Origin of the sequence: Deinococcus rubellus (assembly GCF_025244745.1) — a bacterium.
Taxonomy (GTDB): domain Bacteria; phylum Deinococcota; class Deinococci; order Deinococcales; family Deinococcaceae; genus Deinococcus; species Deinococcus rubellus.
In genome coordinates, this window is record NZ_CP104213.1 from 1663448 (window position 1) to 1689757 (window position 26310).

Genomic DNA, 26310 nt, shown 5'->3' on the forward strand with positions numbered 1-26310 from the left:
CCTGCATGCTAAGTTACCTGAGCTTTACGGCCTCACGGCAGCATTTGCTCCGCTTTTTTTGTCTGCACCCGTAGCTCAGTTGGATAGAGTGTTGGCCTCCGAAGCCAAAGGTCATAGGTTCGAGTCCTATCGGGTGCACCACCCACCACGCCAGTTGTTTGCTGGGGTGGTTTTTTTGCTGCCCTGTTTCCTGGGCAGGCTGTTCCTGGGTGAATTGGCACTTTTTTCCCGGCACACGCGCGAAAGTCTAGCACGTGCTTTTTGCCGGATATGACGCCCAGGTGAGCCAGATGGGGGGATGGGGGAGGCCGGTCGCGCCCCGCATCCCCGCTAGAATGCCCCTATGCTCCTGCAAACCCTCACCACCCTCAACTACCGCAACCTCGCGCCCGCCACGCTGCACTTTCCGGCGGGCGTCAGCGCGGTGTGGGGGCCGAACGGAGCGGGTAAGACCAACTTGCTGGAGGCCGTCTACCTGGCGCTCACCGGCTTGAGCGACGTGGGGAGGTTGGAGCAACTGGTGCAGCAGGGCGAGAAGGAAGCCTACGTGCGGGCCGATCTGCTCCAGGGCGGCAGTCTCAGCGTGCTGGAAGTGGGGCTGGGGCGTGGGCGGCGTACCCTCAAGGCCGACGGGGTGCGGGTGCGCGGCCTCGAATTGCCGCGTGGCAGCGCCGTCTGGATTCGCCCGGAAGACTCGGAACTGGTTTTCGGCGGGCCGAGTCTGCGCCGCGCCTACCTCGACGAGTTGCTCTCGCGCATCAGCGCCCGCTACGCCCAGCAGCTCTCGCGCTATGAGCGCGCCGTGGCGCAGCGCAACGCCGCCCTGCGGGCCGGGGAAGAGTGGGCCATGCCCATCTGGGAAGAGACATTGATCAAGCTCGGCAGCGAGATCATGGAGGTGCGCCGCCGCGCCGTGTCCCGGCTGGCCGAGCTGGCCGCCGCCGCCAACGCCGCCCTCGGCTCGGCCAAGCCGCTCAAACTCGAACTCGTGGAAACCACCACCCCCGAAACCTTCCGGGCCGATTTCGCCCGCCGCGCCGCAGAGGAGCGGGCGCGCGGCTCCACTGTTATCGGGCCGCACCGCGACGATTTGGGCCTGACCCTGGGCGACTTCGCAGCGGGCGACTACGCCAGCCGGGGAGAGGCGCGCACCATTGCCCTGGCGCTCCGAAAAGCCGAACTCGACTTGTTGCAGGAGCGCTTCGGCGAGATGCCGCTGCTGCTGATTGACGACTTCTCCGCCGAACTCGACCCCGCCCGCCGGGCTTTTTTGCTGACGATGGCCGCCAGCGTGCCGCAGGCCATCGTCACCGGCACCGAGGAGGCTCCCGGCGCGGTCCAGAGCCTGAGTGCCGAGGCCGGAACCTTCAGCCCGGCCCCGACTGAATCTGGGGAACCTGAGCAGGCCCCCATCGCCGGACAGGTCGTCGCGTGACCCGCCGCAGCGGACCGCGCCTCGGCGGGTCACGCGGCCTGCGCGATGTGCTGGGCACCACCCTCGCCAAACACCGCCTGCAGGGCGGGCTGGCCAAGGCGCGTAGCATCGTGCTGTGGCCGGAAGTGGTGGGCACCGACCTGGCCAAACTCACCCGTGCCCGCAGCCAGCAGGGCAATACGCTGATGATCGAGGTGCGTGACAGCAGCCTGGCCCATTTCCTGACCTTGCAGCGTCCGGCCTTTCTCAAGCTGCTTCAGGAAAAACTCGGTGACCAGAGCGTGACCGAGCTGCGCTTCTCGGTGGGCCGCCTGAATGCCCACATTCCCACACCGCTGCCTGAAGCGCTGCCCGCACCGGACCGCGCCCGCGCCCGCCAACTGGCCCAGGCCGCGCCGGAGAGCCTCCGCAGCGTGGCCCTCAAAGCGGCCGAGGCCGTGACCCGCGCCCGGCGCTGGCGCGAGCAGCAGGGCTACGCGCCGTGCCCGGTGTGCGGCGAGCCGAGCCGTGAGCAGCCCTGCCGCGCCTGTCGCCTGACTTTGGCCGACCCCAACGTGAAGCGGGCGGCCCTGCGCCTGGCCCGCGAGCCTGGCAACCTGAGCGCCCTCAGCGACATGCTGGGCCACAGCGGAGCCGACGCCGCGCGTTTTCTGGCGCTGGCTGAGCTGGCCGAGCGTCTGGACGGACTGGCCCTCGAATGCGTGCAGGCAGGCCACGACGAGCATTACCGGGCCTACCTTAAAGAGCAGGCGACGGTCTACCTGAAGCTGCACCACCGCCGCACCCGACTCAGCAAAGCGGACTGGAATGTGCTGCCTGAGCGGGCATTGGCGGTGCTCCGGGCCGGTCAGGTGGGCATAGGCTGAGCAAAGACCGATCCAACCGTGCCTTAACCCGCCCACATTCTCCCTGCGGCGGCGTACAGTAGCGCGCATGGGCCGTGACGACCACCAACAAGCTGCGCCTCGCATTGTGCGCGTCGCCGTGCTGACCATCAGCGACACCCGCACGCCGGAGACCGACACCAGCGGCCAGTATCTGCGCCGCGAACTCGCCGTCCTGGGCCACTCGCTCAGCGGCTGGGCCATCGTCAGGGACGACGCCACCGAGATCCGCCCGGCCATCACCCGGATGATGCATGACGCAGAAGTGCTGATCACGTCCGGCGGCACCGGCATTACCGGGCGCGACGTGACCATTCCGGTGGTGGAGTCGCTGATCACCAAGCCGATGCCGGGCTTCGGTGAACTCTTCCGGATGCTCAGCTATCAGGAGGTGCGCGGCGCGGCGATGCTCTCGCGGGCCGTCGGCGGGCTGGCGGGCCACACCCTCATCTTTGCCTTGCCGGGCAGCCTCAACGCCGTGAAGACCGCCTGGGAGGGCCTCCTCAGAGACGAACTCGGCCACCTGGTTTTCGAGATGACCCGGCATGGACAGCGCGGTTAGGCGCGGGAGAACAGCGTCGTGAATACTCTTCATCAACTGACCCCGCTCTACACCGCCGTTCTGGTTGGCGCGGCGCTGATGTGGCTGTGGCAACTGGCGCAGTCGGCCCGCCGCAGCTTGTGGCCCCGGCTGGGGTGGCTCATGCCGCTGGGCCTGGGCGCGCTGCTGGCCGCCCCGGTGTTCGACGTCCCGGCCCTCTTCGGCGCGGGGGCGGGTTTCGTGCTGATCGCCGCCTACTGGCCGGTGCTTCGGCTGCGGAGCGCGCCGGGCCGACGGGGTCTGGGCCTGGCCTGGCTGGGCCTCGGCCTGGCGCTGGTGCTGGCCATGCTGGCGGTGCAGTTTCAGAGCGTCGGCGGGCTGCTGCTGGCCGCCTCGGCGGTGCTGTACGGGCTGGCAGTACTGCTCTCTGCCGTGCTCTACCCGCGCCGCTCGCCGCTGCCGCCTGCTTCGCCCCGGCCCGCCCAGCCCTTCTTGCGCCGCTGGCAGGGTGCTCAGCTTCCGGCGGTGGCCGACCTCGAACTCACGCTGGACGTTCACGCCGCCCGGCTGCTCAACACCTCCGGTCAGACCCTGCATCTGGCCGGGTGGTCGCCTGCCAGCGGCAACGCCTGGCTCAGAACCCGCAGCGCCGACGGTCAGCCGCTGGCGATCCTGAATGCGGGCGAAACCGCCTACCTCACTCCCTGGTCGCCGATGGCGGGTGGCCCCGGCGAGGGTGTGCGGGTCTGGTACGCCCGCGAGGGTGAGGACGCCACCTACCTCTTCCGCGCCGACTGGGCCAACAGTTGGGTGCCAGGCGGCGCTCCCGAAGCGGGTGAGCGGACACTGAACTGAAGTCCGGCTGCCGGTCTTGGGTGACTTCCGCGCCGCTACTTCCCGAAGCTCCCCGCCTTCACCACCACCAGTTTGGCCGGGTCGACGTACTTTCTCAGGGCAGCCAGCGCTGAAGCGGGCGTCACGGCCTGCAATTCGGCGTCCTGCTCGGCGCTGTCGGCAAAGGTCTGCCCCAGATAGGTCTGACTGAGGAGGTCTCCCAGCAGGTTGCTGTCGTCGCTGCGGTTGGCGGCGGTGGCCTGCTGAATGGCTGCCTGCACCCTGCTCACCTCGTCCGCCGTGAAGCCGTCACTCAGGGCGCGGGCGAGTTCTTCCTGGAGGGCCGTCTGCACCTTGTCGATGTCGGCGGGCGAGGCAGTGGCCGACACATCGAAGCTGCCCAGTGCCTGCTCGCTGCTGGCGCTCACGCTCGCGCCGGACGAGTAACTCAAGCCCTCCTTTTGCCGCACGCGGGTCGCCAGCCGCGAGGACAGGCTGTCTCCGCCCAGGATCTGCACGGCGATCAGCAGCGGCGCGTAATCGGGATCGGTGTCTTTCAGCGCGAAGTTCTGCGAGGCCAGCAGCACCGCCCCGGTTTTGTCAGGCACATTGAGGTTCAGTGTCTGCGCTGCGGGCGTCACCAGCGGGTTGGTCAGGCGCTCGTAGCCCACCGGGGACTTGAAGCCGTCCAGCAACCTGGCAATGCTGCTTTCCACCACGCTTCTGTCCAGCGGCCCCACCACAGCCAGTTGCGCCGAGTTTGAGAGTCCCCATAAACCCGAGTACACCGCCTTCACATCGTTCAGGGTCAGCGCCTTCTGGTCTTCGATCCGCTCGTCCAGGCTGCGGTAATACTGCCTGTCGCCGCGTTTGGCATCTGCGGGCATGAAGGCGCGGCCCAGCGCGATGCTGGCGAGCGAGTTCGGATCAGACCTGCCTTCTTCCAGCCCGGTCAGCCTGCCGCGCTTGAGGTCTTCAAAGTCGCTCTGCGGCCACAACGGTTCGCGCAGCACCGTGCGGGCAATCTCCAGCGTGGCGGCCAGGTTTTCCGGCGGGGCGCTCATACTGATGCTCAGGCCACTGGAGCCGCCGCCGATATTCAGGGTGGCGCTCAGTTTGGCCAGTGCCTCGCGGCGCTGCTGCACGCTCAGCCCCTTAGAGCCGCGCAGCAGCATGGCCGCCACGTAGCCGCCCGCGTCGCGGTTGCGGACGCTCGCCTCGGTCGTCTCATTGCCCAGATCCACATTCAGGCTCAGCAGCACCCGGTTGCCCTGCACGGCCTTCCTGAGGTACGCCGCCTTGATGCCGCTGGGCAGCGTCGTGACGCGCACCACGCGGGCTTCCAGCGCGGCAGGGTCGGTGTTGAGGTTCTCGCCCTGGGCCTGGGCGGCGCGGGGTTTGAAGTTGTTCAGGGCCGCCGTGATGTCCGGTGCGGCGGGCACCGTGACCGTCTGCGGCGCGGGCGTCGGGTAAAAGGTGCCTGCCGTCAGGTTGCTGGGTTTGAAGTACGTCTGGGCCACCCGGTTCACGTCTGCCGCCGTGACCGCCAGGAGGGCGTCGCGCTGAAGGAAAAAGCTGCGCCAGTCGCCGCTGGGCAGCTCTGGAATCAGGTTCTCGGCGGTGGCGGCGGGATCGGCGGCCAGGCGATCAAACCCGGCGATCAGCTGGGTGTGGATGCGCTCCACATCAGCGTCGGTGATGGGATTGGTGCTCAGCTTGTTGACCACGCCCTGCAAGGCGGCCCGCGCCGCTGCAATGCTGCCGTCCGGGGCCAGATTGACCACCAGACTGCTCAGACCCGGCACACTGTAGCTGTCCACGCTCATGCCCGCGCCCACCGCCAGTGTGCTGCCCACCAGCGCTTTGTAGAGCCGTCCGTCAGGCTGCTCGCTCAGAACGTACGAGAGCATGCTCAGCGCGGCATTGTCGGGGCTGTTGGCGGCGGGCGTGTGGTAGCTGTCGATGATGATCGGCGCGGCCCCCACCCGCCGCACACTGACCTTCTTCTCGCCGTTCTGGGGCGGCTCCACCGTGTAGTCGGCGATCAGTGCCTGGCCCGGCTGGCTGCGGTCCGGTCTGGGAATCTGGCCGAAGGTGGCCTGAATCCTTTGTAGTGCGTCCTCCGGCTCGAAGTTGCCCGACAGCGTGACCACTGCGTTGTCCGGCTGGTAATACCTGGCGTAGAAGGTCTTGAGTCGGCTGGCCGGAACATTGATGACCTCCGAGCGGTTGCCGATGACGCTGCGGCCAATCGGGTGAAATTCAAAGGCGGCCTGCTGGGTGGCCTTGTAGAGCAGATTGCCAGGGTTGTTCTCGCCGTTGTCGAACTCGTTGATGACCACTTTCAGTTCACTGGCGAGGTCTTCGGGTTTGATGAAGCTGTTCACCATCCGGTCGGCTTCCAGCGACGTCAGAAAATCCAGATTGTCTTTGGTGGCATTGAACGTGGCGTGGTAATCGGTGTATTCGGGGTGGGTGTCGGCGTTGGCATTGGCTCCACGCGTCCGCAGATCGCCGGGAATGTCGGGATGCTGGGGCGTGCCTTTAAACAGCATGTGTTCCAGCAGGTGCGCCATGCCGCCCTCGCCCAGCCCCTCGTCCACGCTGCCTACCAGGTAAGTGACGTGCAGGGTCATCAGGGCGTTGGACGCGGTGGGGGCCAGCAGCACCCGGAGACCGTTGGCGAGGCGGTACTCGCTGATACCCTCCGCCGAGTTGACAAAAGTGACGCCCGCCGGGAGCTTGACGGGCGCGGTCTGGGCGCTGCTGACCTGTGCGGGCACGTCGGTCTGGGCAAACGCCATGGGCGCGGGCGCGAGCAGCAGGAGGGCCAGGGTCAGGGTGCGGAGGTTGGGCATGGGCGGAGTATTTCATGTGGTCAGCGCGGAAATAGTGCTGCCGGGAAGTGGGATACCGCCTGCGTGAGGATGCCCAACCCTGAGTCAGTCGGTCAACGCCGCCGCGCAGGGTGAAGGGGCGACTGGGCAACGAACGCGCTCCGAGCAAGGGCTTTATTTCCTTCCGTCTGACGGTGTATGGGCTGGGTCTGAAGAAAACTGGATCCTTCGCCCCACTTCCCGCCGCCCTGGCCCGCGCTATACTTCTCGTGCAATGACCGGGAAGAGTACCCGGTGTGAGCGCCCACAGGAAGGTCTCTCTGGACAGCCCAGTCCAGACTGAGAGGAGGCTGGGAACGCCGCCGGAGAATGTCGCCCGCGAGCACGAGGGAAGAAAGGCCGGGCAAGCGCTGGGCCAAGTAGACTCCTCCGGGTGCGCCCGGCACAGCGCGTTCAAGTGCTCGCCCTGTATGGGGTGGGAATCGCGGTGGTACCACGGGAATGACCTTCATGGCGTCTCGTCCGCAGATCCAGGCGGATGGGGCGTTTTTTGTTGCCCGGCGGTTTTTTCTCTCACTCAGGAGCACTCTGGATGTCCATGCTGTCCTCAGAACTGATTCCGGCCCGTGCCCATGCCCAACGCCATCAATTGCGCGGAAACGCCGTCTGTCGCGTCACGCGCGTCGCGGGGCTGCTGGTGTTTGACTACGTGCCTGACGACTCCAGCGTGCAGGTTCCAGCAGGCGGTGTGGAAGTGGGGAGGCGGCCAGCCGGGGAGTCAGAGAAGAAACCGAACGCAGCGGCTTTGGCCCGCCCCATGACCTGGGCAGCGCTGTCTGGATCAACGCTGAGCACCACAAACGCGAGCTGCGTCACTTCTTTCACCTGCTGGCCCCACCAGAGTTGCCCGAAGTCTGGCAGCATCACGCCGACGACCACTTGTTCGCTTTCCGCTGGGTTGCCCTCGATGCCCCCGCGCTCGACTGGAATTTTGACGCTTACCTTCCCCTCTCCACAGGAGCTGCCCCATGACTGACCCTGCCACTGACATCGCCACCGACGCTGCCTCCGAAAACCCCACCCACCCGGCTGTCGACACCGTCAACGAACTCTCCAAGTCGTTCGACCCGGCCGCCACCGAGCCGAGGTGGGCCAAACGCTGGTTCGAGGAGCCGTTCCGCGCCGACGCGACCAGCGCCCGCGAGCCGTTTACCATCGTGATTCCGCCGCCCAACGTGACCGGCAACCTGCACCTCGGCCACGCGCTCGACAACACCCTGATCGACAGCCTGATCCGCTACAAGCGCATGGCGGGCTTCGAGGCGCTGTACCTGCCGGGCATGGACCACGCCGGAATCAGCACTCAGGTGGTGGTCGAGCGGCAACTGCGCGAGGCCGGCGTGAGCCGTCACGACCTGGGCCGAGAGGCGTTCGTGGAAAAAGTCTGGAACTGGAAGGCCGAATCGGGCGGCGTCATTCTGGAGCAACTGCGCCGTCTGGGGGTCAGTGCCGACTGGACCCGCGAGCGCTTTACCATGGACGAGGGCCTGAGTCGGGCGGTGCGCCATCAGTTCGTTAAGCTCTACCATGAAGGTCTGGCCTACCGGGGCGAGCGCATCGTCAACTGGGACCCGGCGGCGCAGACCACCCTCAGCGAACTGGAAATTGACCGTGAGGTCCGCAAGGGCAAGATGTCCACGCTGAGTTACAAGCTCGAAGACCCGGCGGCGGCAGCCAGCAACGGTGAGGCAGGCGAAATCCTGATCGCCACCGTGCGTCCCGAGACCATCTTTGCCGATCAAGCGATCGCCGTGCATCCCGACGACGAGCGCTTCTCGCACCTGATCGGGATGAAAGCGCGTATTCCGCTGACGGACAGATACGTGCCGGTCATCGCCGATCGCGCCGTGGAACGTGATTTTGGCGTGGGAGCCTTGAAGATCACCCCGGCCCATGACCCCACCGACTTCGAGATCGGCGAGCGGCATGGCCTTGCCCGCCCCAGCGTGATTGACCTGATGGGCAACCTCACCTCCGAGCTGGTGCCCGAGCAATTTCGCGGTCTGGAGCGTTTTGCCGCCCGCAAGGCGGTGGTCAAGGCCCTGAGCGAGAGTGGCGATTTGATTGAGGAGAAGGACCACGACACCGCCATCGGCCTCAGCGAGCGCACCAAGGTGCCGGTCGAACCCATCGTCAGCTTGCAGTGGTTCGTGAACGTCAAACCGCTGGCCCAGCAGGTGCTGGAGGGCCTGGACAAGGGCGAAATGCAGTTCGTTCCGGAGCGCTATACCAAGGTCAACCGTGACTGGCTGGAGAACATCCGCGACTGGAACATCTCGCGCCAGCTGTGGTGGGGGCACCAGATTCCGGCCTGGTACGACGCCGAGGGCAACATCTACGTGCCGAGTCTGGAAAATCCCGATCTGGACTGTGACGCCGACCCGCAGTATGCCCACCTGAACCTGCGCCGCGACCCGGACGTGTTCGACACCTGGTTTTCGAGTAACCTGTGGCCCTTTTCTACGCTCGGCTGGCCCGACGAGGGCAACGAGGATTTTCTCAAGTTCTACCCGACGCAGGTGCTGATCACCGGCTACGACATCCTGTTTTTCTGGGTGGCCAGAATGCAGATGGCCGCCTACGGTCTGACCGGGCAGGCTCCCTTCCATACGGTGATGCTGCACGGCCTCTACCTCGACAGCAAGGGCCAGAAGATGTCCAAGAGCAAGGGCAACGGCCTCGACCCCCTGGAACTCTTCGATGAGTACGGGGTGGACGCCTCGCGCTTCGCTTTCGCCTTTCTCTCGACGGGCGGTCAGGATATTCGCCACGACGCCCGCCGCTATGAGCAGGGCCGCAACTTCGCCAACAAGCTGTGGAACGCCGCCCGCTTCGTGCGGCTGCGCTTATCGGAAGTGGTGGCCGAGCTGCCCGCTGAGGACCCGCTGACCCCCTACATCCGCGCCGCCGCTGAGATGCCCTCGGGCGTCAATCCGCGCAGCCGCGATCTGCTGCTCTCTCTGGCCGGGCACAAAGAGAAGCTGACCCTGGCCGACCGCTGGATCATCAGCCGCCTCGATGCGGTCACGGCGGAAGTCACGGCCCATCTGAACGCCTACGACCTCGGCGCGGCGATCCGGTCTATCTACGCCTTCACCTGGGACGAGTACTGCGACTGGTATCTGGAAGCGGCCAAGCCCGCCATGAGTGCAGCCAACACCGGCACGCTAGCGACCCTCAAGCTGGTGTTGGAGCACATCCTCAAGCTGCTGCACCCGTTCATGCCGTTCATCACTTCCGAGCTGTACGCCGCGCTCGGCCACCGCCGCCAGCTGGCGGTCCACGCCTGGCCGGACGGGAACGCCGCACTGCAAGATCAGGAGGCCACTGAAGCCTTTACCCGCCTGCGCGCCGCCGTGAGTGCCGCGCGCGTTCTCAAGAACGAGCTGGGCTTATCGCCGCAGGACCGCCTGAGTGTGTCGGTGGAAGGCGAGGCCGCCGACCTGGTACGTCAGAATGCCCGTGTGGTGGAGGGTATCGCCCGCGTGAGTCTGGTGGACGCGCTGGAAGGCCGCACCCTCAGCGCGGTGGACGCCGGGGTGATCATCCGAGCTCCGCTGGACGGCACGGTCGACCCCGCCGACTGGCTCGGCAAGCAGAAAAAGCGCCTGGCCGAGCTGGACAAGCAGATCAAGCAGGCGCAGGGCAAGCTCGGAAACGAGGGCTTCGTGGCCCGTGCCCCCACCGAGGTCATTGAGGAGGAGAAGCGCCGGGTGAGTGACTTCAGCGCCCAGAAAGAGCGGCTGGAAGCGGTGCTGGCGCAGTTCGAGTAAGATATAAGAAAGCAGGGCCGCTCCGAGATGGGCGGCCCTGCTTCTTCTTGATGGTGTTCGGCTTTACAGCACGTCGTCGCGGATACATGCCTTGAAGTGGCCCGGCGACACCTCGCGCAGCTCCGGCACGATCTTGGCGCAGTCGTCGATGGCGTAGCGGCAGCGGGTTCGGAACACACAGCCCGAGGGAGGATTGATCGGGCTGGGAATGTCGCCCTCCAGGATGATGCGCTGGCGCTTGACGGTGGGGTCGGGCACCGGGGCCGCCGAGAGCAGCGCCTCGGTGTAGGGATGCTTGGGGTTGCGGTTGAGTTCGCGGCTCGACGCGATTTCCATGATGCGGCCCAGGTACATCACGATGATCCGGTCGCAGATGTACTCGACCACGGCCAGATCGTGTGCGATGAACAGGATGGTCAGGCCGAGTTCTTCCTGAAGGTCCTGCATCAGGTTGACGACCTGTGCCTGGATCGACACATCGAGCGCCGACACCGGCTCGTCGGCCACGATGAAGCTCGGATCGACGGCCAGGGCGCGGGCAATGCCGATGCGCTGGCGCTGGCCGCCGGAGAACTCGTGCGGGTAGCGGCGCATGTGCTCGGGCCTGAGTCCCACCTTCTGGAGCAGGCTGGAGATGCGCTCGGTGCGGGCCGATCCCTGGTGCAGCTTGTGGATATCGAGCGCCTCGCCGATGATGTCCGAGACCGTCATGCGCGGGTTGAGGCTGGCAAACGGGTCCTGGAAGATGATCTGCATCTGGCGGCGGTACTCGCGCATCTCCGATTTGCCGAGTTTGGTCACGTCGGTGCCGTTGAAGATGACCTGCCCGCCTGTCGGCTCGATCAGACGCAGAATGGCGCGGCCCGCCGTGGTCTTGCCGGACCCCGACTCGCCCACCAGCCCGACGACCTCGCCCTTGGCCAGCTCGAACGACACGTCGTTGACGGCCTTGACGTTGGCGACCACCCGCGAGAGCAGCCCACCCCGGATCGGGAAGTATTTCTCCAGGTTCTGGACCTTGAGCAGTGGTGGTGCGGCGGACACGACGGCCCCTGGCGTGGCGGTATTGGCTGGATTGGGGTTGAAATTGGCGGTCACAGTGTTTCTCCCATAGCGTTGTGGCTCTGCGAGACGGCAGGTCGGGCCTCGTTCTCGAACTCCTTCCAGCGGATGCAGCGCGACATATGGCCGCCGCCGGTGTCTTCCAGCGCAGGCACAGCCTTGCTGCATTCGGCGATGGCGTACTTGCACCTCGGCTCGAAGGGGCAACCGGGCGGCAAGTTCAGCGGGTTGGGCACGTTGCCGGGAATGGCTTCCAGGCGCTCTTTTTTCTGACCCAGCCCGCCGTGGTACTCGGCGGCGTGGTCCACACGCGGAATGCTGTTCAAGAGGCCCATGGTGTAGGGGTGGCGCGGGGCCTGGAAGATCTCGATCACGTCGCCCTCCTCGACCACCCGTCCGCCGTACATCACGACGACTCTATCGGCCATCTCGGCAACCACCCCGAGGTTGTGGGTGATGAACAGGATGCTCATGCCGATCTCTTTTTGCAGCTTGCGCATCAGATCGAGAATCTGGGCCTGAATCGTCACGTCGAGCGCCGTGGTCGGCTCGTCGGCGATCAGCAGGGCCGGGTTGCACGAGAGGGCCATGGCGATCATCACGCGCTGGCGCATGCCGCCGGACATCTGGTGCGGGTACTCGTGGACGCGTTTCTCGGGGGCCGGAATACCCACCAGCCGCAGCATCTCGGTGGCGGCCAGCATGGCTTCCTTGCGGTTCTTGCCCTGGTGCAGCGACACCGCCTCGGCGATCTGGTCGCCCACAGTGTACACCGGATTGAGCGACGTCATCGGTTCCTGAAAGATCATTGAGATGTCGTTGCCGCGAATCTTGCGCATCTCGGCCTCGCTCATCTTGGCCAGGTCGCCGGTCTTGCCGTCCTTGCCGGTAAACAGCATCTCGCCTTCGACGATCTTGCCGGGCGGCGTGGGAATCAGGCGCATGGCGCTGAGACTGGTCACGCTCTTGCCGGAGCCGGACTCGCCCACCACCGCCAGCGTTTCGCCTTTGCCGAGGTGAAAGGTCACGCCGTCGACCGACTTGACCACGCCGTCATCGGTGAAGAAGTAGGTCTTGAGATTGGTCACCGAGAGCAGGGTCTCGGCGTGGCGGTTGGGCACGGCGGTGTCTTTGGTCAGGGTCATGCAACGCTCCTGGAAGAAGAGTGAACGTCAAAACGGAAACAACGGACAAAGAGCGGGTCAACGCTGAGCGAAGTATTGAACTATGCCAGGCATCATAGCGCCTGGCAGGGGCGCGGTGCGCATCTGCCAGGCGCTTAAGTCTTACTGGCGCTTGCGGGGATCGAAGGCGTCGCGCAGACCGTCACCGAGAAGCTGAAAACACATCACGGTGGCCACAATGAAAAAGCCGGGAATCAGCACCCAGGGCCGCTGGGTGATCGACGCGAAGCCGCCTTCCTGGGCCTGGGTGAGTAGACTGCCCCAGGAAGCGTAAGGCTCGACTGCGCCAATGCCCAGAAAGCTCAGGCCGGATTCGAGCAGGATAAAACCGGGAATAGCCAAACTCAGGTTGATAATCAGGTAACTGGTCATCGACGGCAGCATGTGGCGAAACATCACCCGTCCGCTTGATGCGCCCAGCGCCGTTGCTGCTGAGACGTAATCCTGTTCGCGAACACTGAGAAGCTGGCCGCGCACCACGCGCGCAAGGCCGCCCCAACTGATAAACGCCAGAATACCCAGAATGACGTACAGGACCAGAATGGGGTTGAGATTGGCTGGAAAAATGGACCGCAGGAGAATGACCAAGAAGAGGTAAGGGATAGAGGCGATCACTTCAATAAGACGCTGAATAAGGTTGTCCACTGTGCCGCCAAAGTAGGCGGAAATCGACCCCATGATCATCCCGATAATTGTGGCGACAAGAACGGAGAGAACACCAATCGTAAGTGAAATTTGCGAAGCGTACATTGTTCGTGAGAGGAGATCGCGCCCCAAACCATCTCCTCCAAACAAATAGACTTTGCAATTGGGATTATTGGTCCCGAACAAGTGCAGACTTGCTGGTATGACTCCTAATATTTTATACGTTTCTCCTGAAACCCCGAAATAAATCGGACATTTCTCGGCAGTCGGTTTATATTCGTTAATGAACGTGGTCATATTAAGCTGCTGACTGTAATTGTTTACATACGGGCGAGATATACTGCCATTTGAGAAGAAATGAACGGGAGTTGGAGGATGGAAAGGTGTCAAGTTGGTCGTGCTGTAGTTGGAAAGGCCATCGGGAGCCAGAAAACCTCCGAAGAGGGCCATGACATAGAGCAAGATGAGGACCACTCCCCCAAACTTGGCGACACCATTTTTTCTGAACTGCTGAATAGCAACCGAGAGCTGACCTTGATTTTTAGTGCTGACTGTGGACCCTGGAGTGACTGTCGTCATCGTAAGCTCCCGGCGATGGCCTCTTCCGAGGAGATGGACTGATAAATACGCTGTATTTTCATGAGTAGCGAATCCGTGGATCAACTATACCGAGCAAGATATCGCTCAGAGCGTTGCCGATAATGAGCAGGGCGACTGTGAGAATGTTGAAGCCTGCAATCAGATACAGATCGCGGGCGTTGATTGAGTCGAGCAGCATCGGGGTAATCCCAGGGTAAGCGAACACAACCTCGACAAAGCCAGCGCCGCTAATGAGGGCAGGCAGTTGACTGCCCAGCCCAGCGACAAACGGGATGATGGCATTGCGAAGCGTGTGTTTGTAAATGACTGAGAATTCGGTGGCTCCCTTGGAACGGGCTGTTCTCACAAAATCGGCCCGCAGGTATTCCAGCATCTGCCCCCGCAAAATTCTTGTGAACCCCGCTACATCTCCCACGGCGACCACCAGGGCGGGTAGCGCGATATGTTTCAAGATATCCCAGAACTTCATTCCTAGGCTCAAAGAATCATGGTTGTCGCTGGTCATTCCGCCAGTTGGAAACTGCCAGCCTGTTGCAAAACGCAGTTGCACAATTCCAAAGAGAACGATCAGGGCCAGGAAGAAACTGGGAAAGCCCAATAGAAAGTACATGATGGTGCTGCTGATCTTGTCGCCAATTGTGTACTGACGCACAGCACCATAAACTCCTAGAGGAATGGCGATAACGTAAAAAATGATTAAGTAGAGAAGTACCAGATAAAGAGAATTGACGATACGTGGCCATGCGACGGCCAGTACCGGCTGCTGGTACTGAAAGGAAAGCCCCAGATCTCCCTGCACCACGTTCTTGATCCAGGAGAAGTATTGCAGGATAGGAGGCTGGTCCAGACCGAAGTTGTGCCGCAAGGTTTCAAGCTGTTGAGGAGAAATATTCGGGTTCAGCCGTGCGGGCGTCAGGAAATCGCCAGGAGCCAGCTGAATGATAAAAAAGATCAGCATGCTGGCCAAGATCAGGGTCGGAATCGAATTGAGAAACCGGCGTAAGAGGAAGAGTACCAAGGGCGGCTCCTTGTTGTTTGGCAATACATTCGCTGGAGGCGAGGACCTTACAGAGAGATGGGGCTATTCGCTTGTGCGAACGGCCCCAGCCGGTTACAAATCTCGCTAGCTTACTTGATGTAGGTGGTGATGTAAACGCCGGTACGTGAGCCGTAGTAAGCGTCCCACAGGTTGCGCTTATACTCACCGCCCAGGCGGCTGTTGTAAGTGACGTGGTAGTTGGTACCGACCAGGTAAATCACCGGCTGCAACTGACCCTCAACCTTGGAGAGCTGCTGGCCGATCTTCTGGCGGGCCGCCGAGTCCAGCGTCTGGTCGCCCTGGTAGTACAACTTGGTCATCAGCGTTTCCTGCGGCGTCAGGCAGGCTCCGTTGGTGGGGTTGTTGTACGAGTGCAGGTTGGTGCCGCAGGGAACCACATTGTTGCCGTAGGGCCAGACGTTGGTGCCGCCCGACAGACCCAGCAAAATGGCATCGAAGGGCCGGTTTGGGCCCTTGGCCGTGAGCTGATCCACCAGGTTGTTGAAGTCAATCGGCGTGAAGTTGACCTTGACGCCCACCTTTTTGGCCTCGTCGCGGAAGATGCTGCCGAGCTGCTCGCGTACCGTGTTGCCGGAATTGGTGGAGAGGGTGAAGGCCAGTTCCTTGCCGCTGGCGTCCACCAGGTAGCCTGCCGCGTCCTTCTTCTTGAAGCCGATGTCCGAGAGCAGCTTGCTGGCTGCCGCCAGATCGTACTCGAACTTGGGAGTGTCGGCGAACTGGTAGTTCTTGAACACCGGGTAGGTGCTGGTATAGACCGGCGTGCCGAGGCCGCCTAGCGCCAGTTGAATCATGGCCTGACGGTTGGCGATGTGGCTCATGGCCTGGCGGAATTTGGCCTCGCGGAAGAGTTTCTGCTTGAACGGATCAGCCGACTTGTTCCAGTTGAAGACGATCCAGGAGCTGGTCGAGTTGGGGCTGACGTTGGGAACCAACACCGACTTGAGGTTCCCGGCGTCGATGGCCTTCTTGATCTGTGCCAAGTCGTCGGCTTTGCTGGGGCATAGACGTCCGACTGCCCCGACAGGTAGGTCGCCAGATCGGCGTTCAGGTCCTTGACGATACGGATATTGTAGGTGTCGAGGTAGGGCAGGGCCTTGCCCGCGCTGTCCTTCACCCACTGACCATAGTAGGGATTCTTCTTGAGCACGGCCCGCTGGCCAGGCTGATAGCTGCTGATGACCCAGGCCCCTGGCGCGACAATCGTTTTGGGGTCGGCGCTCAGGCCCCACATCGCCTTGATGCCTTCCGCGCCGCTCTTGGCATAGACCGGTCCGAACACGTGGTCGGGCCAGGGCGCGTAGCTCATGATCGCGTAGGCGCTGGCGCTAACGGTGGGGAAATCGAATTGCAGGGTCGTGGCGTCAATCTTCTTGACGGTGATCGGCTTCTCGTTGAGGAAGAAGCTGTCGCGGGCGTTGCTGCCCACCTTTTCATCGACATCAATTTTGTAGGTCGTGACCCAGTCGTCGGCAGTGATCGCCTGGCCGTCGCTGAACTTCATGTCGGGCCGTAGCTTGACCGTGAAGCGCTTACCGCCGTTGCTGACCGTCGGCATGGCGGCGGCCATGAACGGAATAAAGTCGCCACTGGTGGGGTCTTGCGTGAAGAGGCCTGCGCTGAGGTCGCCCATGATCAGGGGCAGACTATTCGCTTCAGCAGAAGTGAAGGGATTGAGCGTCTTGAAATCGCTGAGGTTGGTGTCCCTAACCTCGCCGCCCGACTTGGCCTGCGAGACGGGGTCGGCGAACCAAGCGGCGGGGTACACGAACGGGGCGGCACTGGCGGCACTGAGCGTCAGGGCGGCGGCAAGCATCATTAATTTCTTCATTCATTCTCCTTGGGATCAAAGGTCAGGAACAGTTGCTTCCGGTCCAGCACGCTCAGCACGGTGGTGTGATCTAGAGGTCAGCTCCCCCGGCTTGGGCGATACATTTTGGAGTGGACGGTAGCGACCGTACTATAAGCGCGCTTTTTTGCTGGGGTCAAGCAAATGGCTTAGTTTGGGTAAGCCAGACGACTAATGACAACTTCACTGTGGTTGCTCATTGCAAATGAAATGCCCGACCCCAATCTTGAGGCCAGGCATTAAGTGTGAGATTGAAGCCGTTTCAGTGTGAGAGAATGTTGATCAGCAGCGCCAGCAACATGAAGAAACCGCCCAGCACACTGCTGATGCGGATCAGTCCGCCCTCGACGCCGCGCCCGCCGAAGAGGTCGCCGCCCGACGCCAGGCTGGCCGAGAGTCCGGCCTGCTTGGGCACTTGCAGCAGCACGAAGAAAACCAGTCCGACGCAGACGAGCGCGAACAGAGCGATAAAGATGGAAAGCAGTGCGGTCATGGGCTGTCCTTATGAAATGAAGGTGGTGCCGGAGATGGGAGTCGAACCCACACGGTTTCCCGCTTGATTTTGAGTCAAGTGCGTCTGCCATTCCGCCACTCCGGCGACTCGTGAACTCACCGCAGCGCTGGCTGGGGCAAGGGCAAGCGTGATGCTAGCAGGCGGCACACAGAAAAATCAACCGGCTGTTTCGGGGGAGACCACCTGGGGGGGGCTGTCGGGCCTAGCTCCGATGCGCGCGCCGATGTCGCGCCGCATCTGCGCCCCGGCAAAATGTGCGGCGTCGGCCAGCCGGTAGGCCCGGCCCAGCGCGGCGTCCAGCGTCGGTGCGCTGGCCTGCACCGCCAGCACCCGCCCCCCGCTGGAGACGAGCTGCCCGGCGTCCAGGGCCGTGCCCGCCTGGAAGATGTGTTCGCCCTCGCTGACGGCAGGCAGGGTCAGTGGAATGCCCGTCTGAGGCGTCGCGGGGTAGCCCGGCGCGGCCAGGATGATCACGGCGCTGGCCTCTTCACGAAAGCGGACCTGTTGGGCGATCAGCTCACCGCGTACGCAGGCCAGAGCGATCTCGGCCAGATCACTGTCCAGCAGCGGCAGCACCGCCTCGGCCTCGGGGTCGCCGAAGCGAGCGTTGAACTCCACCACCTTCGGGCCCTCGCCAGTCAGCATCAGCCCGGCGTACAGCACGCCCACGTAGGGAAAACCTTCCTGACTCATCCCGCGCAGGGTCACGTCCAGAATCCCGGTCTGCACCTGGCTGAGGTCAGCTTCCGAGATGGGAAACGGGCAGATCACGCCCATGCCGCCGGTCATCGGGCCGACATCACCCGCGAAGATGGTCTTGTGGTCCTGGGCAGGCGGCAGCATCACAGCCCTCACTCCGTCGCAGAAGGCCAGCACCGTGACTTCCTGGCCAGTCATAAACTCCTCAATGACGGTCTGGGCGTCCGGCACCTCGAAGATGGAGCGCAGCGCCGCCTCGGCCTCCGAAGGGGTGTGGGCGATGGTCACGCCTTTTCCGGCACGCAGGCCCGCATCCTTGACGACCAGCGGCAGTGGCTGGGCGGCGGCGTAGCTCAGGGCTGCGTCCAGCCCGGCGAAGCTGCGGTGGCGGGCCGTCGGGATGCCGTGACGCCGCATGAACGCCTTACTCCAGACCTTGTCGCCCTCGATGCGCGCCGCCGCCCGCGTGGGGCCGAAGGCGGCCAGACCCGCCGCTTGCAGAGCATCCACCACCCCGGCGGCCAGCGGCGCTTCGGGACCGACAATGACCAGATCGGCCCGCTCGACGAGGGCCAGGGCCGTGACCGAGTCGGGCGATTGATCGCCGGGAATCAGGCGGGCCTGCTGGGCCATACCGGGATTGCCGGGCGTGCAGAGAATCTCGCTGACGCTTTGTGCACGGCCCAGCGCCTCCACGATGGCGTGTTCGCGCCCGCCGCCGCCGACGACCAGCACCTTCACGGCTGCCCTGTTTGCGGTTGCTCTGCCTGCTGCTGGAATGACCGCGCCAGCCCCTGCACGCTCATCCACGGCGGACAGACCAGCACGAATTTGTCGGCCAGGCCCGGCGCTTCGGCGTCGAGGTCGGCCTGCAACTCGGCGCTGAAGGTGCGGGTGATGCTCGCCAGGTCCTCGCCCGCCTCGAGCCGGGTGCCGACCCGCGCCGCGTCGGTGGCGATGTTGAGCAGCAGGCCGTCCCAGTGAGAAGCGCTCTGCACGTAGCAGCCGAAGTGGGCCAGGTGCAGTCGGCGGGCCGGGAGGGCCCGCAGCAGAGCGATACTGCGCTGCCAGGCGGCCAGATCGATATCCGGCGGCGGGGTGGGTGGGCGCGGACTCTGCGGCAGGGCGATGCGAATGCCGCCCACGTCGCCCACGTACAGGTCGTCTCCGGAGTGGTAGGACACGTGGTGGACGGCGTGTCCCGGCGTGTAATGCACGTCCACGCCGCCCGGTAGTCCGCTGAAAGCCAGGTGCTCTCCGCCGCGTAACACGGTCAACCGCTCGGCGGGAATCGGCAGCATTTCGCCCCACAGCGCTCCCATCTGGTCGCCGTAGATCTGGCCAGCGCTGGCGATCAGTCGTTCGGGGCGGGTCAGGTGCTTCGCGCCGCGCTCGTGAACATACACGCTGGCCCTGGGCAGGCGCTGGGCGAGCGAGCCAGCCGCGCCTGCATGGTCAAGGTGGATGTGGGTCAGCAGGATGTGGCGCACGTCGCTCAGGGCCGCCCCCAGTTTCTGGAGGCCGCCTTCCAGCGCCGGGAGGGTGGTGCTGGGGCCAGTATCAACGAGTGCCAGGCCGTCGCCCGTATCGAAGACGTAACTGGCGATGCTGCCCGGCACGCCCATGAAGTTGAGATCGATCAGGTTTGCGCCCGCGCCCAGCTCCCCGGTACTCTCAGGTCCCATATCAGGCCATCCCCGTCAGGCGTGCGCCGACCAGCAACAGGGCCAGGACCGCCTGAACGCTGGCGGTCCAGCTCAGCGGCCTGGCCGAGGGCGTGCCCCGCAGCGGCCCGAAAGCGGCCAGGCCCAGCAGCAGGGCGGAAAACAGAATGAGAGTCACGAGTGCCCACAGGATCATGCCCTGAGTCTAACAAGGCCAGCGTGGGATAAGGCGGCCCTACTCGCGGTGTCGGGCCGAGACCGCGAGTAGGGCCGCGAAGTCGTCGGGCTGCTGGGGGTCGTCCAGGGCGGCCTTGTTGCGCCCCAGATGGCCGCACTTCTGGCAGCGGTGAACGATCATCCAGCCTTTCTTGGGGTGCTGCTCGATCTCGACTGGCTCCAGCAGGCCGCCGCAGTCCGAGGCGCGGTCACCGGGAAACACGTCCAGGTGCAGGCTGTGCAGGCAGCCGGGGCAGTGGTTTCTGACAGAACCGTTGCTCAGCGCCAGCACCTTCAGGCCGCAGTGGGCACAACTGAAGGCCGTGTTGGTGCCCGAGACGGTGAAGCGCCGGGTCATGGGCGACCAGACCCTCCCCCCAGCTTGCCGCGCCGCCAGGTCGCCCAGCGGCCATCCAGATATTCGCGCACGTCCGGCACGCCCACCAGCAGCAGGCCGCAGCCGACAAACAGCAGGCCCACCAGGGTGACGATCCAGCCGCCCCAGGCCCCTTGCCCCGCCACCAGCCCGACCAGCATCGCCAGCACGCCCAGGCCGATGCTCAGCGACACGGTGACGCGCCAGGCCAGCACCGAGCCTCTGTCCACGTTCCACAGCAGCCAGCCCGAGGCCAGCAGGGTCAGACCGTTGGTCAGCCAGCGCTCAAAGTCGCCCTGCACCCAGCGGGCAGCCACCGGCACGGCAGCGGTGAGCAGAATCATCAGCAGCACGGCGCGGGTGGTGCTCTGCCCGCTGGGCGGCGTGGACGGGCGACTGGATTTGGGGTTGGGTCGGGGGCGCGGGGCAGGGGAGCCGGACATGAGCGCAGTCAAGCACAGGCGGACAGGGAAGTCAGCGGTAAAACGCCCCGTTCTCAGATTGAACAGCCACAAAAACAAAACAGGCGTCTCCGGACCGGGGACGCCATTTGGGCGAGAAGTAAGAAGGGCCGGCTCGAAATCAGAACAGCCCTGACTCGGTTTTGAGGGCCGCCTCGTTGGTCAAGGTCAGGCAGCGGTAGGCGGGGGTCAGCAGGCCGTCGTCGCGCATCTCGCCGATCAGTTTGCTGACTGACTCACGGGTGGCCCCCGTGCCCTCGGCGATCAGTTCGTGGGTGGCGCGCACATAACGCTTGCCGTCGGCGTGGGTGCCGCCCAGGCTGCTGCCCGCCAAGTTGAGCAGGTAGCGGGCGATGCGCTCACGCAACTCGCCGTCCTGAATGTGCACGCCGTCGGTCATGACCCGCTGAAGCTGGGCGCTGAGGCTGCGCGTGACTTCCCACAACTCGTTGCCGCCCAGGTGCTCCAGATGCAGTGGCGTCAGCACCGCGTCGGTCAGGGCGATGATTTGGTGGCTGCGCGGCAGGTTGTGGAGCGCTTCCTCGCCGAAGATGTCGCCGGGGCGGACGTGGCGCACCGTCAGGTTGCGGCCCTGCGAGGTCAAACGCACCGCCCGCAGCAGCCCGCTTTCTAGTCGGTAGAGGCTCGGTGCGGCGTCACCGGCGTAGTAGAGGGTATCGCCCCGGTGGAGTGGGCGGCCCTGGGGAGCGGGGGTCTGCGGGAAGTTCGTGTGCAGGGTCATAAGGTCTCCTGTCTGCGCCGGGGCGCGGTGTGAGAACGGAAGGAACGCTGCAACCATCAACGCGGATCGCTCCCCTTCAGCCAGCGGACTGTACAGTGACTGTATAAGGTTTGTCCAAGGTTGAAATGTGATGGGGTCACACTCTGAAGAAGGTATGGAGATTCTATAAGAGGCAAAGCGCCTGGCCCTCTCCCGTCTGCTGTGGTCCGTTTGCCCGGTTCCCGCTCTAGAACACGTCCAGGCCGTCAAGCACGACGCTGGCGTGGGCCTCGATGGTCAGGGCGTGGTCGGCGTTGTAGCCCCCGGCCAGCATGGTCACCACGGGTACGTCCGCGTTTCTGGCCCAGCTCAGGATCAGTCGGTTGCGCTCCCGCACGCCTTCCAGGCTTAGGGCGAAGCGCCCGAAGCGGTCACCGGCCAGCACGTCCACTCCTGCCAGATACAGCAGCAGATCGGGTCGGTAGGCGTCCATCGCCGGAAGCACCTGGGCGTGCAGCACCGCCAGGTATTCACTGTCCTGCACGCCGTCGCCCAGGCCAATGTCGAGGCTGCTGATTTCCTTGCGAAACGGGTAATTGCGCTCGCCATGCACGCTGAGGGTGTATGCGCCGCTGACTCCGCTCAGCAGCGCCGCCGTGCCGTTGCCCTGGTGCACGTCGAGGTCCACCGTCATGACCCGCCGCGCCAGGCCGCTCCGCAGTGCTGCCCGCGTCAGGATGGCGGCGTCGTTGACAAGGCAAAAGCCCTCGGCCCGGTCGGCGAAGGCGTGGTGGGTGCCGCCCGCCAGATTGGCCCCCCAGCCCACCTCGAAGGCGTCGTGTAGGGCCGCCAGCGAGCCTCCCGCTGCCCGCCGCGCCCGCTCCACCACTTCTGTACTCCAGGGCAGACCGAACTCGCGGGTCTCCCTGGCGCTGACCTCGCCTCGCCGCCAGCGCCGCAGCCACAGCGGATCGTGCACCATGCCCGCTGCCGCCCACGACAGGTTGGGCGTGTCGAGCACCGGCAACAGGCCACTGAGGCGCTCGGCCACGCCCCGGTACTTGTAATAGGGAAAGCGGTGGCCTTCCGGCAGCGGAAACTCGTAGGCGGCGGGCGTGTAGGCCCGGTAAACAGTCACCCGTGCAGTTTGCCGCGCCTTGACTTGGTGAGGGGTGTCAGGGCTGACAGATGGCAGGGCCACAACCTGAGCTGACAGGCTGTAGAAGGTTTGATGAATGCTGGCTCAACCCGGCTTCAGCGAAAGCGGGTTTTTCTCTGTGCTTGAGATGAAGGCTCTTTAAGAAAAGGTGGAGGCCAGCGCATTTGTTCTCGCTGACCTCCACTGTGTACGGTTGTTTGATTCTGTCCAGCCGACTGGCTGGCGGTGTTTACTGGTTCTGGCTACCCTCTGAGCTGCCCTGCACCTTGCGCTTGAGGGCCTCGAACTCGTCGTCGAGCGCCTTGCCACGCCCCATATTGGCGAGCTGGGCGTCAATGTCACCTTCCTCACGCAACTGATGCATGGCGTTGGCCTTGTCTTCCTGGGCCGTGACCTTGCGCTCCATATCGTCGAAGGCGCTCATGGCACCGCCGGACTTATCGAAGCCTGAGACTTTCTCCAGGGTCTCGCTGGCCTTGGCGGTCTGGTGGCGGGCCAGCAGAAGCTGCTGCTTGCTCTCCATCTCGTCGATCTTGGCTTCCAGCGCCCGGAGTTGGGTCTTGAGCTGATCGACCTGCGAGGTGCTGAGCTTGAGCTGGTCGTCGAAGCCTGCTGCCACGTCGGCGTGGTTCTGCTTGCGTCGCAGCGCCTCGCGGGCCAGGTCCTCGTTGCCGCCGCGCATGGCTTCCTCGGCCTTCATGCCGTATTCCTCAGAAAGCTTGCGGTTGGTGTTGGCCTCGCGCTCCAGCTTGGCCTGCTGGGCCATTGAGCCTGCCACCTCCACGCGGGCCTGCGAGTAGGCGTCGCGCATATCGCGCAGGGTCTGCTCGATGATCTTGCTGGGGTCCTCGGACTTGGAAATCAGATCGTTGACGTTGGCGCGTAGCAAACGGGACAGCCGGTCGAGAATAGACATGGGTAGAGCCTCCTGATCTCACTGTACGAAGTGGGCCGCCCGCAAGTTGCCTGCCTGAGTCCAGAATCAAGAGACCGTGAAGAAGACCCGCGCTCTAGACTGTCCGGCGTGAAGTTCTGGCTGCTCAAAAGTGAACCAGACGTGTTCGGATATGCCGACCTGATGGCGGCGGGGACCGAAGCCTGGAACGGCGTCCGGAATTATCAGGCCCGCAATTTTCTGCGCCAGATGCAGGTGGGCGAGTTGTGCCTGTTTTATCACTCCAGCACCCGTCCGGCGGGTGTCGCAGGGGTGGCGCGGGTGGTGCGGGCCGCCTACCCCGACGACCTGCAATTCGACGGGTCCAGCCCTTACTTTGACGCCCGAAGTAAACCCGATTCGCCAAGTTGGAGCATGGTGGACGTGGCGGCGGTGGCTGCACTGCCCCACTTTCAAACGCTGGACGCTCTGCGGACTAAACCTGAACTGAGCGGCCTGCGTCTGCTACAAAAAGGCAACCGGCTGTCAGTGTTGCCCGTCTCAGCCGAAGAATTTCGGATAATCGTGGAAGCGGGTGGACTGAGCCTGGACCGGTTGCTGGTCGGGCCAGGTGAAGTGCTCAGTTCATAACTCTACAAACACGACTGGGCCCAGCGCTTCCTCCGCGCATTGCCAATACCTGACTGCACGCTGTTGGGGGTCAATCCGCTTTGAATCACTGGCCCGCACCCGGCCAATCGGCGGGCGCGGCGGACTGATGCGAAGGTCGGTTTCAGCGTTCTGACAGTGGTAGAGAGGTTGACTTTGATGAAGCTCGACGCCCCTCGGCAACCGTCAGATTTGTAACGCTCCTGTCAGCTCGGGGCGCGCAGACTGAGCCATGCTGATTGCACTGACTGTCGCCGCCGTCGCCCTCGGTCTGACGCTTGCCCGCCGCCCTGAAGACCGCCGTCAGCCGCTGCCGGTGCTGGTCCGGGTGCGCCGCCGCTGACCGAGGTGGTTTGAGCGAATGGGCTTAAGCTAAGGGGCGTGAATGATCTTGCCTCTGCTCCGGTGCTTCCTTCTACCTCGCCTGTGCTCTACCCGCTCTCAGACGGCATTGGCTCGGCCGCGCTGATTCAGTATGCGGGCGACGACAAAATGATAGTGAATGCAGCCAGAGTGAGTTTCGGCGGCGATTCGGACGTGCCGCTGACGGGCCGTGACGAGAAGCTGATCGCCTACCTGCTCAAGCACAAGCATGGCAGTCCGTTTGAACACAACTTGATCACCTTCAAGCTGGTTTGCCCGATTTTTGTTGACCGTCAGCTGGTGCGCCACCGTGTCGGAGTCTCAAAAAATGAAATTTCGGGCAGGTATGTCGAGCTTCAGGAGCGCGACTACACGCCCACCCAGTTTCGCAAGCAAGCCCCCAGCAACCGGCAGGCCAGTGTGGAAGACGATGGTTCTTTAGACCAAAACGCCGCCCGCGAAGTGTGGAAGTACGCTTCCGAGACGGCCTTCAAGGCTTACCATCAACTGCTCGAACTTGGCGTGACCCGTGAACAGGCGCGGGGCGTCCTGCCGCTCAGCCTCTACACCGAGAGTTACTACACCTTCAATGTGCGGAGCCTGCTGCATTTTCTGGAACTTCGCGACCACGAGGGCGCACAGTACGAGACTCGCCTGTTTGCGCGGGCGCTGGGTGAACTGGCTGAGCCGCTGTTTCCGGTGACCTTCAAAGCCTGGCGGTCACTGAACAGCCACTGATTCAGATTGACGGGTCCGGATTCATGGGCGTCACGTCCTGAGCAGTCCCTGCAGATACCGCTGGGTGGCGTCCAGCACGGGCTTGCTCTTGAGGCAGGCCACCAGCGCCCGCGTCGCGGCGTGTTCGGAACCGTGCAGCGCCCCCAGCAACTCTTCCCGAATCTTCGGGTGCAGCTGCCCTCGCCCGAACAGCGCCGTCTCGATCAGGTCGTCGGCGGGCAGGTTGCTGTGGAGTTCGCCGTCAAAAGTCACGGTCTGCACCACAGCGCGGCCCCGCAAATCACTGGTGACGTGGGCGCTCAGCGGCCTGTCCATGCGCCAGGTGATCTGCTCCACGGTGGGCAGCAGCGCCTGTACCAGATTGAGCGCCAGCGAGCGGCCATACAGCGTCAGGCGGTCCTGGCGCTCCAGCGGCGCGTGAAGCTGCTGCGCCAGCCGCCGTGCCAGTCGGTCTCCCTCATCGATCAACAGGGCACGGGCCTCGTCCGGTAAGGGCGGGGTCATGCGCTCGCCGCTGGGGCGGCCCGTTCCATCTCGTCCAGCAGGGCGTTCACGCCGATATCGAAACTGCCTCTCGGCCCGCTGAGACCGAACAGGCCGCTGCGGTCCAGCACCGCGTAGCCGTGCAGAAAGGCCCACAGCGCCACCGTGCGGGCGGTGTCGTCCGGTATCCGACTCAGTGCACTGACCAGATTCAACACGGTGTTCCAGAGGTCCTTGCCGGGGCCGGGCTGCGCTGTTGCCGGTAAGCGCGGCGAGAGCAGCAGGCCGTAACGGTGCGGGAAGCGCCGGGCATGGCTCAGGTATGCCTCAGCCGCTGCCCACAGCGCTTCGCGTGGCGGTTTTCCGGAACTGGCCCCCTGAAGAACTCGGCCAAATTCGGTGGACGCCGCGTCTTCCAGCGCCTGCAACAGCGCTTCCCGGTCCGGGAAATGGCGGTACAGACTGCTGGCCTGCACCCCCAGTGCGGCGGCCAGCGGACGCATGTTGAGCGCCGCCGCGCCGCCAGCATCGAGCAGCGTTTGGGCTGAATTCAAAATCAGATCGGGCGTGAGTTTAGACGGGTATGGCATAGCGAACAGTGTATGTCTTGAC

The 26310-nt window shown here is 64.0% G+C and carries 23 protein-coding genes, 2 tRNA genes and 1 pseudogene; 8 read left to right on the top strand and 18 right to left on the bottom strand.

Annotated features, from left to right (window positions below):
• Positions 1 to 64: 64 nt before the first annotated feature.
• The 5 genes from N0D28_RS08645 (at position 65) to N0D28_RS08665 (ending at position 3715) form a co-directional block, all read left to right on the top strand.
• Positions 65 to 141, top strand: a tRNA-Arg gene (locus tag N0D28_RS08645).
• Between the two features lie 202 nt (positions 142 to 343).
• Complete coding sequence (gene recF / locus N0D28_RS08650) at positions 344 to 1435, top strand: DNA replication/repair protein RecF (protein WP_260559135.1); 1092 nt, start codon at positions 344 to 346, stop codon at positions 1433 to 1435.
• Complete coding sequence (locus N0D28_RS08655; protein ID WP_260559136.1) at positions 1432 to 2301, top strand: DciA family protein; 870 nt, start codon at positions 1432 to 1434, stop codon at positions 2299 to 2301. The genes recF and N0D28_RS08655 overlap by 4 nt, the downstream gene beginning before the upstream one ends.
• 67 nt (positions 2302 to 2368) lie before the next feature.
• A complete protein-coding gene (locus N0D28_RS08660) occupies positions 2369 to 2881 on the top strand; it encodes a MogA/MoaB family molybdenum cofactor biosynthesis protein (protein WP_260559137.1) in 513 nt (170 codons plus the stop codon).
• Positions 2882 to 2899: 18 nt separating this feature from the next.
• Positions 2900 to 3715, top strand: coding sequence for a hypothetical protein (locus N0D28_RS08665; RefSeq protein ID WP_260559138.1), 816 nt, complete (start codon positions 2900 to 2902; stop codon positions 3713 to 3715).
• A 35-nt stretch (positions 3716 to 3750) separates the two neighbouring features.
• On the opposite strand, the gene N0D28_RS08670 is transcribed toward N0D28_RS08665, so the two are convergent.
• Entirely contained in the window at positions 3751 to 6552 is a 2802-nt protein-coding gene (locus tag N0D28_RS08670; protein WP_260559139.1) for a M16 family metallopeptidase, read from the bottom strand.
• Positions 6553 to 7559: 1007 nt separating this feature from the next.
• On the opposite strand from N0D28_RS08670, the gene N0D28_RS08675 reads away from it, so the two are divergent.
• Positions 7560 to 10364, top strand: a complete 2805-nt coding sequence (locus N0D28_RS08675; RefSeq protein WP_260559140.1) for a valine--tRNA ligase — start codon at positions 7560 to 7562, stop codon at positions 10362 to 10364.
• 63 nt (positions 10365 to 10427) lie between these two features.
• On the opposite strand, the gene N0D28_RS08680 is transcribed toward N0D28_RS08675, so the two are convergent.
• From N0D28_RS08680 to N0D28_RS08755, 15 genes and pseudogenes are all read right to left on the bottom strand, one after another.
• Positions 10428 to 11408 (bottom strand): ABC transporter ATP-binding protein, encoded by a 981-nt coding sequence (locus N0D28_RS08680; protein ID WP_260561865.1) that lies wholly within the window; start codon positions 11406 to 11408, stop codon positions 10428 to 10430.
• 50 nt (positions 11409 to 11458) lie between these two features.
• The gene (locus tag N0D28_RS08685) at positions 11459 to 12571 is read right to left on the bottom strand and encodes an ABC transporter ATP-binding protein (RefSeq protein ID WP_260559141.1); all 1113 of its coding nucleotides are present in this window, start codon (positions 12569 to 12571) and stop codon (positions 11459 to 11461) included.
• 141 nt (positions 12572 to 12712) lie between these two features.
• Complete coding sequence (locus N0D28_RS08690; protein ID WP_260559142.1) at positions 12713 to 13834, bottom strand: ABC transporter permease; 1122 nt, start codon at positions 13832 to 13834, stop codon at positions 12713 to 12715.
• Between the two features lie 58 nt (positions 13835 to 13892).
• Entirely contained in the window at positions 13893 to 14873 is a 981-nt protein-coding gene (locus N0D28_RS08695; RefSeq protein WP_260559143.1) for an ABC transporter permease, read from the bottom strand.
• A 110-nt stretch (positions 14874 to 14983) separates the two neighbouring features.
• Positions 14984 to 16743: pseudogene (locus tag N0D28_RS15665) on the bottom strand (ABC transporter substrate-binding protein).
• A 280-nt stretch (positions 16744 to 17023) separates the two neighbouring features.
• On the bottom strand, positions 17024 to 17254 hold the full coding sequence (secG, locus tag N0D28_RS08710) for a preprotein translocase subunit SecG (RefSeq protein ID WP_260559145.1): 231 nt from the start codon (positions 17252 to 17254) through the stop codon (positions 17024 to 17026).
• Positions 17255 to 17277: 23 nt separating this feature from the next.
• Positions 17278 to 17359: transfer RNA gene (locus tag N0D28_RS08715), tRNA-Leu, on the bottom strand.
• Positions 17360 to 17431: 72 nt separating this feature from the next.
• On the bottom strand, positions 17432 to 18715 hold the full coding sequence (gene purD / locus N0D28_RS08720) for a phosphoribosylamine--glycine ligase (RefSeq protein WP_260559146.1): 1284 nt from the start codon (positions 18713 to 18715) through the stop codon (positions 17432 to 17434).
• A complete protein-coding gene (locus N0D28_RS08725) occupies positions 18712 to 19659 on the bottom strand; it encodes an MBL fold metallo-hydrolase (protein ID WP_260559147.1) in 948 nt (315 codons plus the stop codon). The genes purD and N0D28_RS08725 overlap by 4 nt, the downstream gene beginning before the upstream one ends.
• Before the next feature lies 1 nt (position 19660).
• Positions 19661 to 19834: a hypothetical protein gene (locus N0D28_RS08730; RefSeq protein WP_260559148.1), complete on the bottom strand. Its 174-nt coding sequence runs from the start codon at positions 19832 to 19834 to the stop codon at positions 19661 to 19663.
• Positions 19835 to 19873: 39 nt separating this feature from the next.
• Positions 19874 to 20212 (bottom strand): RNHCP domain-containing protein, encoded by a 339-nt coding sequence (locus N0D28_RS08735; protein ID WP_260559149.1) that lies wholly within the window; start codon positions 20210 to 20212, stop codon positions 19874 to 19876.
• Positions 20209 to 20673, bottom strand: coding sequence for a hypothetical protein (locus tag N0D28_RS08740; protein WP_260559150.1), 465 nt, complete (start codon positions 20671 to 20673; stop codon positions 20209 to 20211). Before N0D28_RS08740 ends, N0D28_RS08735 begins: the two co-directional genes overlap by 4 nt.
• A 139-nt stretch (positions 20674 to 20812) precedes the next feature.
• The gene (locus tag N0D28_RS08745; protein WP_260559151.1) at positions 20813 to 21433 is read right to left on the bottom strand and encodes a Crp/Fnr family transcriptional regulator; all 621 of its coding nucleotides are present in this window, start codon (positions 21431 to 21433) and stop codon (positions 20813 to 20815) included.
• A gap of 226 nt (positions 21434 to 21659) precedes the next feature.
• Positions 21660 to 22550, bottom strand: coding sequence for a histone deacetylase family protein (locus tag N0D28_RS08750; protein WP_260559152.1), 891 nt, complete (start codon positions 22548 to 22550; stop codon positions 21660 to 21662).
• Positions 22551 to 22800: 250 nt separating this feature from the next.
• Positions 22801 to 23487, bottom strand: coding sequence for a PspA/IM30 family protein (locus tag N0D28_RS08755; protein ID WP_260559153.1), 687 nt, complete (start codon positions 23485 to 23487; stop codon positions 22801 to 22803).
• Between the two features lie 108 nt (positions 23488 to 23595).
• On the opposite strand from N0D28_RS08755, the gene N0D28_RS08760 reads away from it, so the two are divergent.
• Positions 23596 to 24096, top strand: a complete 501-nt coding sequence (locus N0D28_RS08760) for an EVE domain-containing protein (protein WP_260559154.1) — start codon at positions 23596 to 23598, stop codon at positions 24094 to 24096.
• 399 nt (positions 24097 to 24495) lie between these two features.
• Positions 24496 to 25215 carry an FAD-dependent thymidylate synthase gene (gene thyX, locus N0D28_RS08765; protein ID WP_260559155.1) on the top strand — a complete coding sequence of 240 codons (720 nt, stop codon included), beginning with the start codon at positions 24496 to 24498 and terminating at the stop codon, positions 25213 to 25215.
• Between the two features lie 30 nt (positions 25216 to 25245).
• Here thyX and N0D28_RS08770 read toward each other — a convergent pair whose 3' ends face one another.
• A complete protein-coding gene (locus tag N0D28_RS08770; protein ID WP_260559156.1) occupies positions 25246 to 25719 on the bottom strand; it encodes a hypothetical protein in 474 nt (157 codons plus the stop codon).
• On the bottom strand, positions 25716 to 26288 hold the full coding sequence (locus N0D28_RS08775) for a TetR/AcrR family transcriptional regulator (RefSeq protein ID WP_260559157.1): 573 nt from the start codon (positions 26286 to 26288) through the stop codon (positions 25716 to 25718). The genes N0D28_RS08770 and N0D28_RS08775 overlap by 4 nt, the downstream gene beginning before the upstream one ends.
• Between the last annotated feature and the right edge of the window lie 22 nt (positions 26289 to 26310).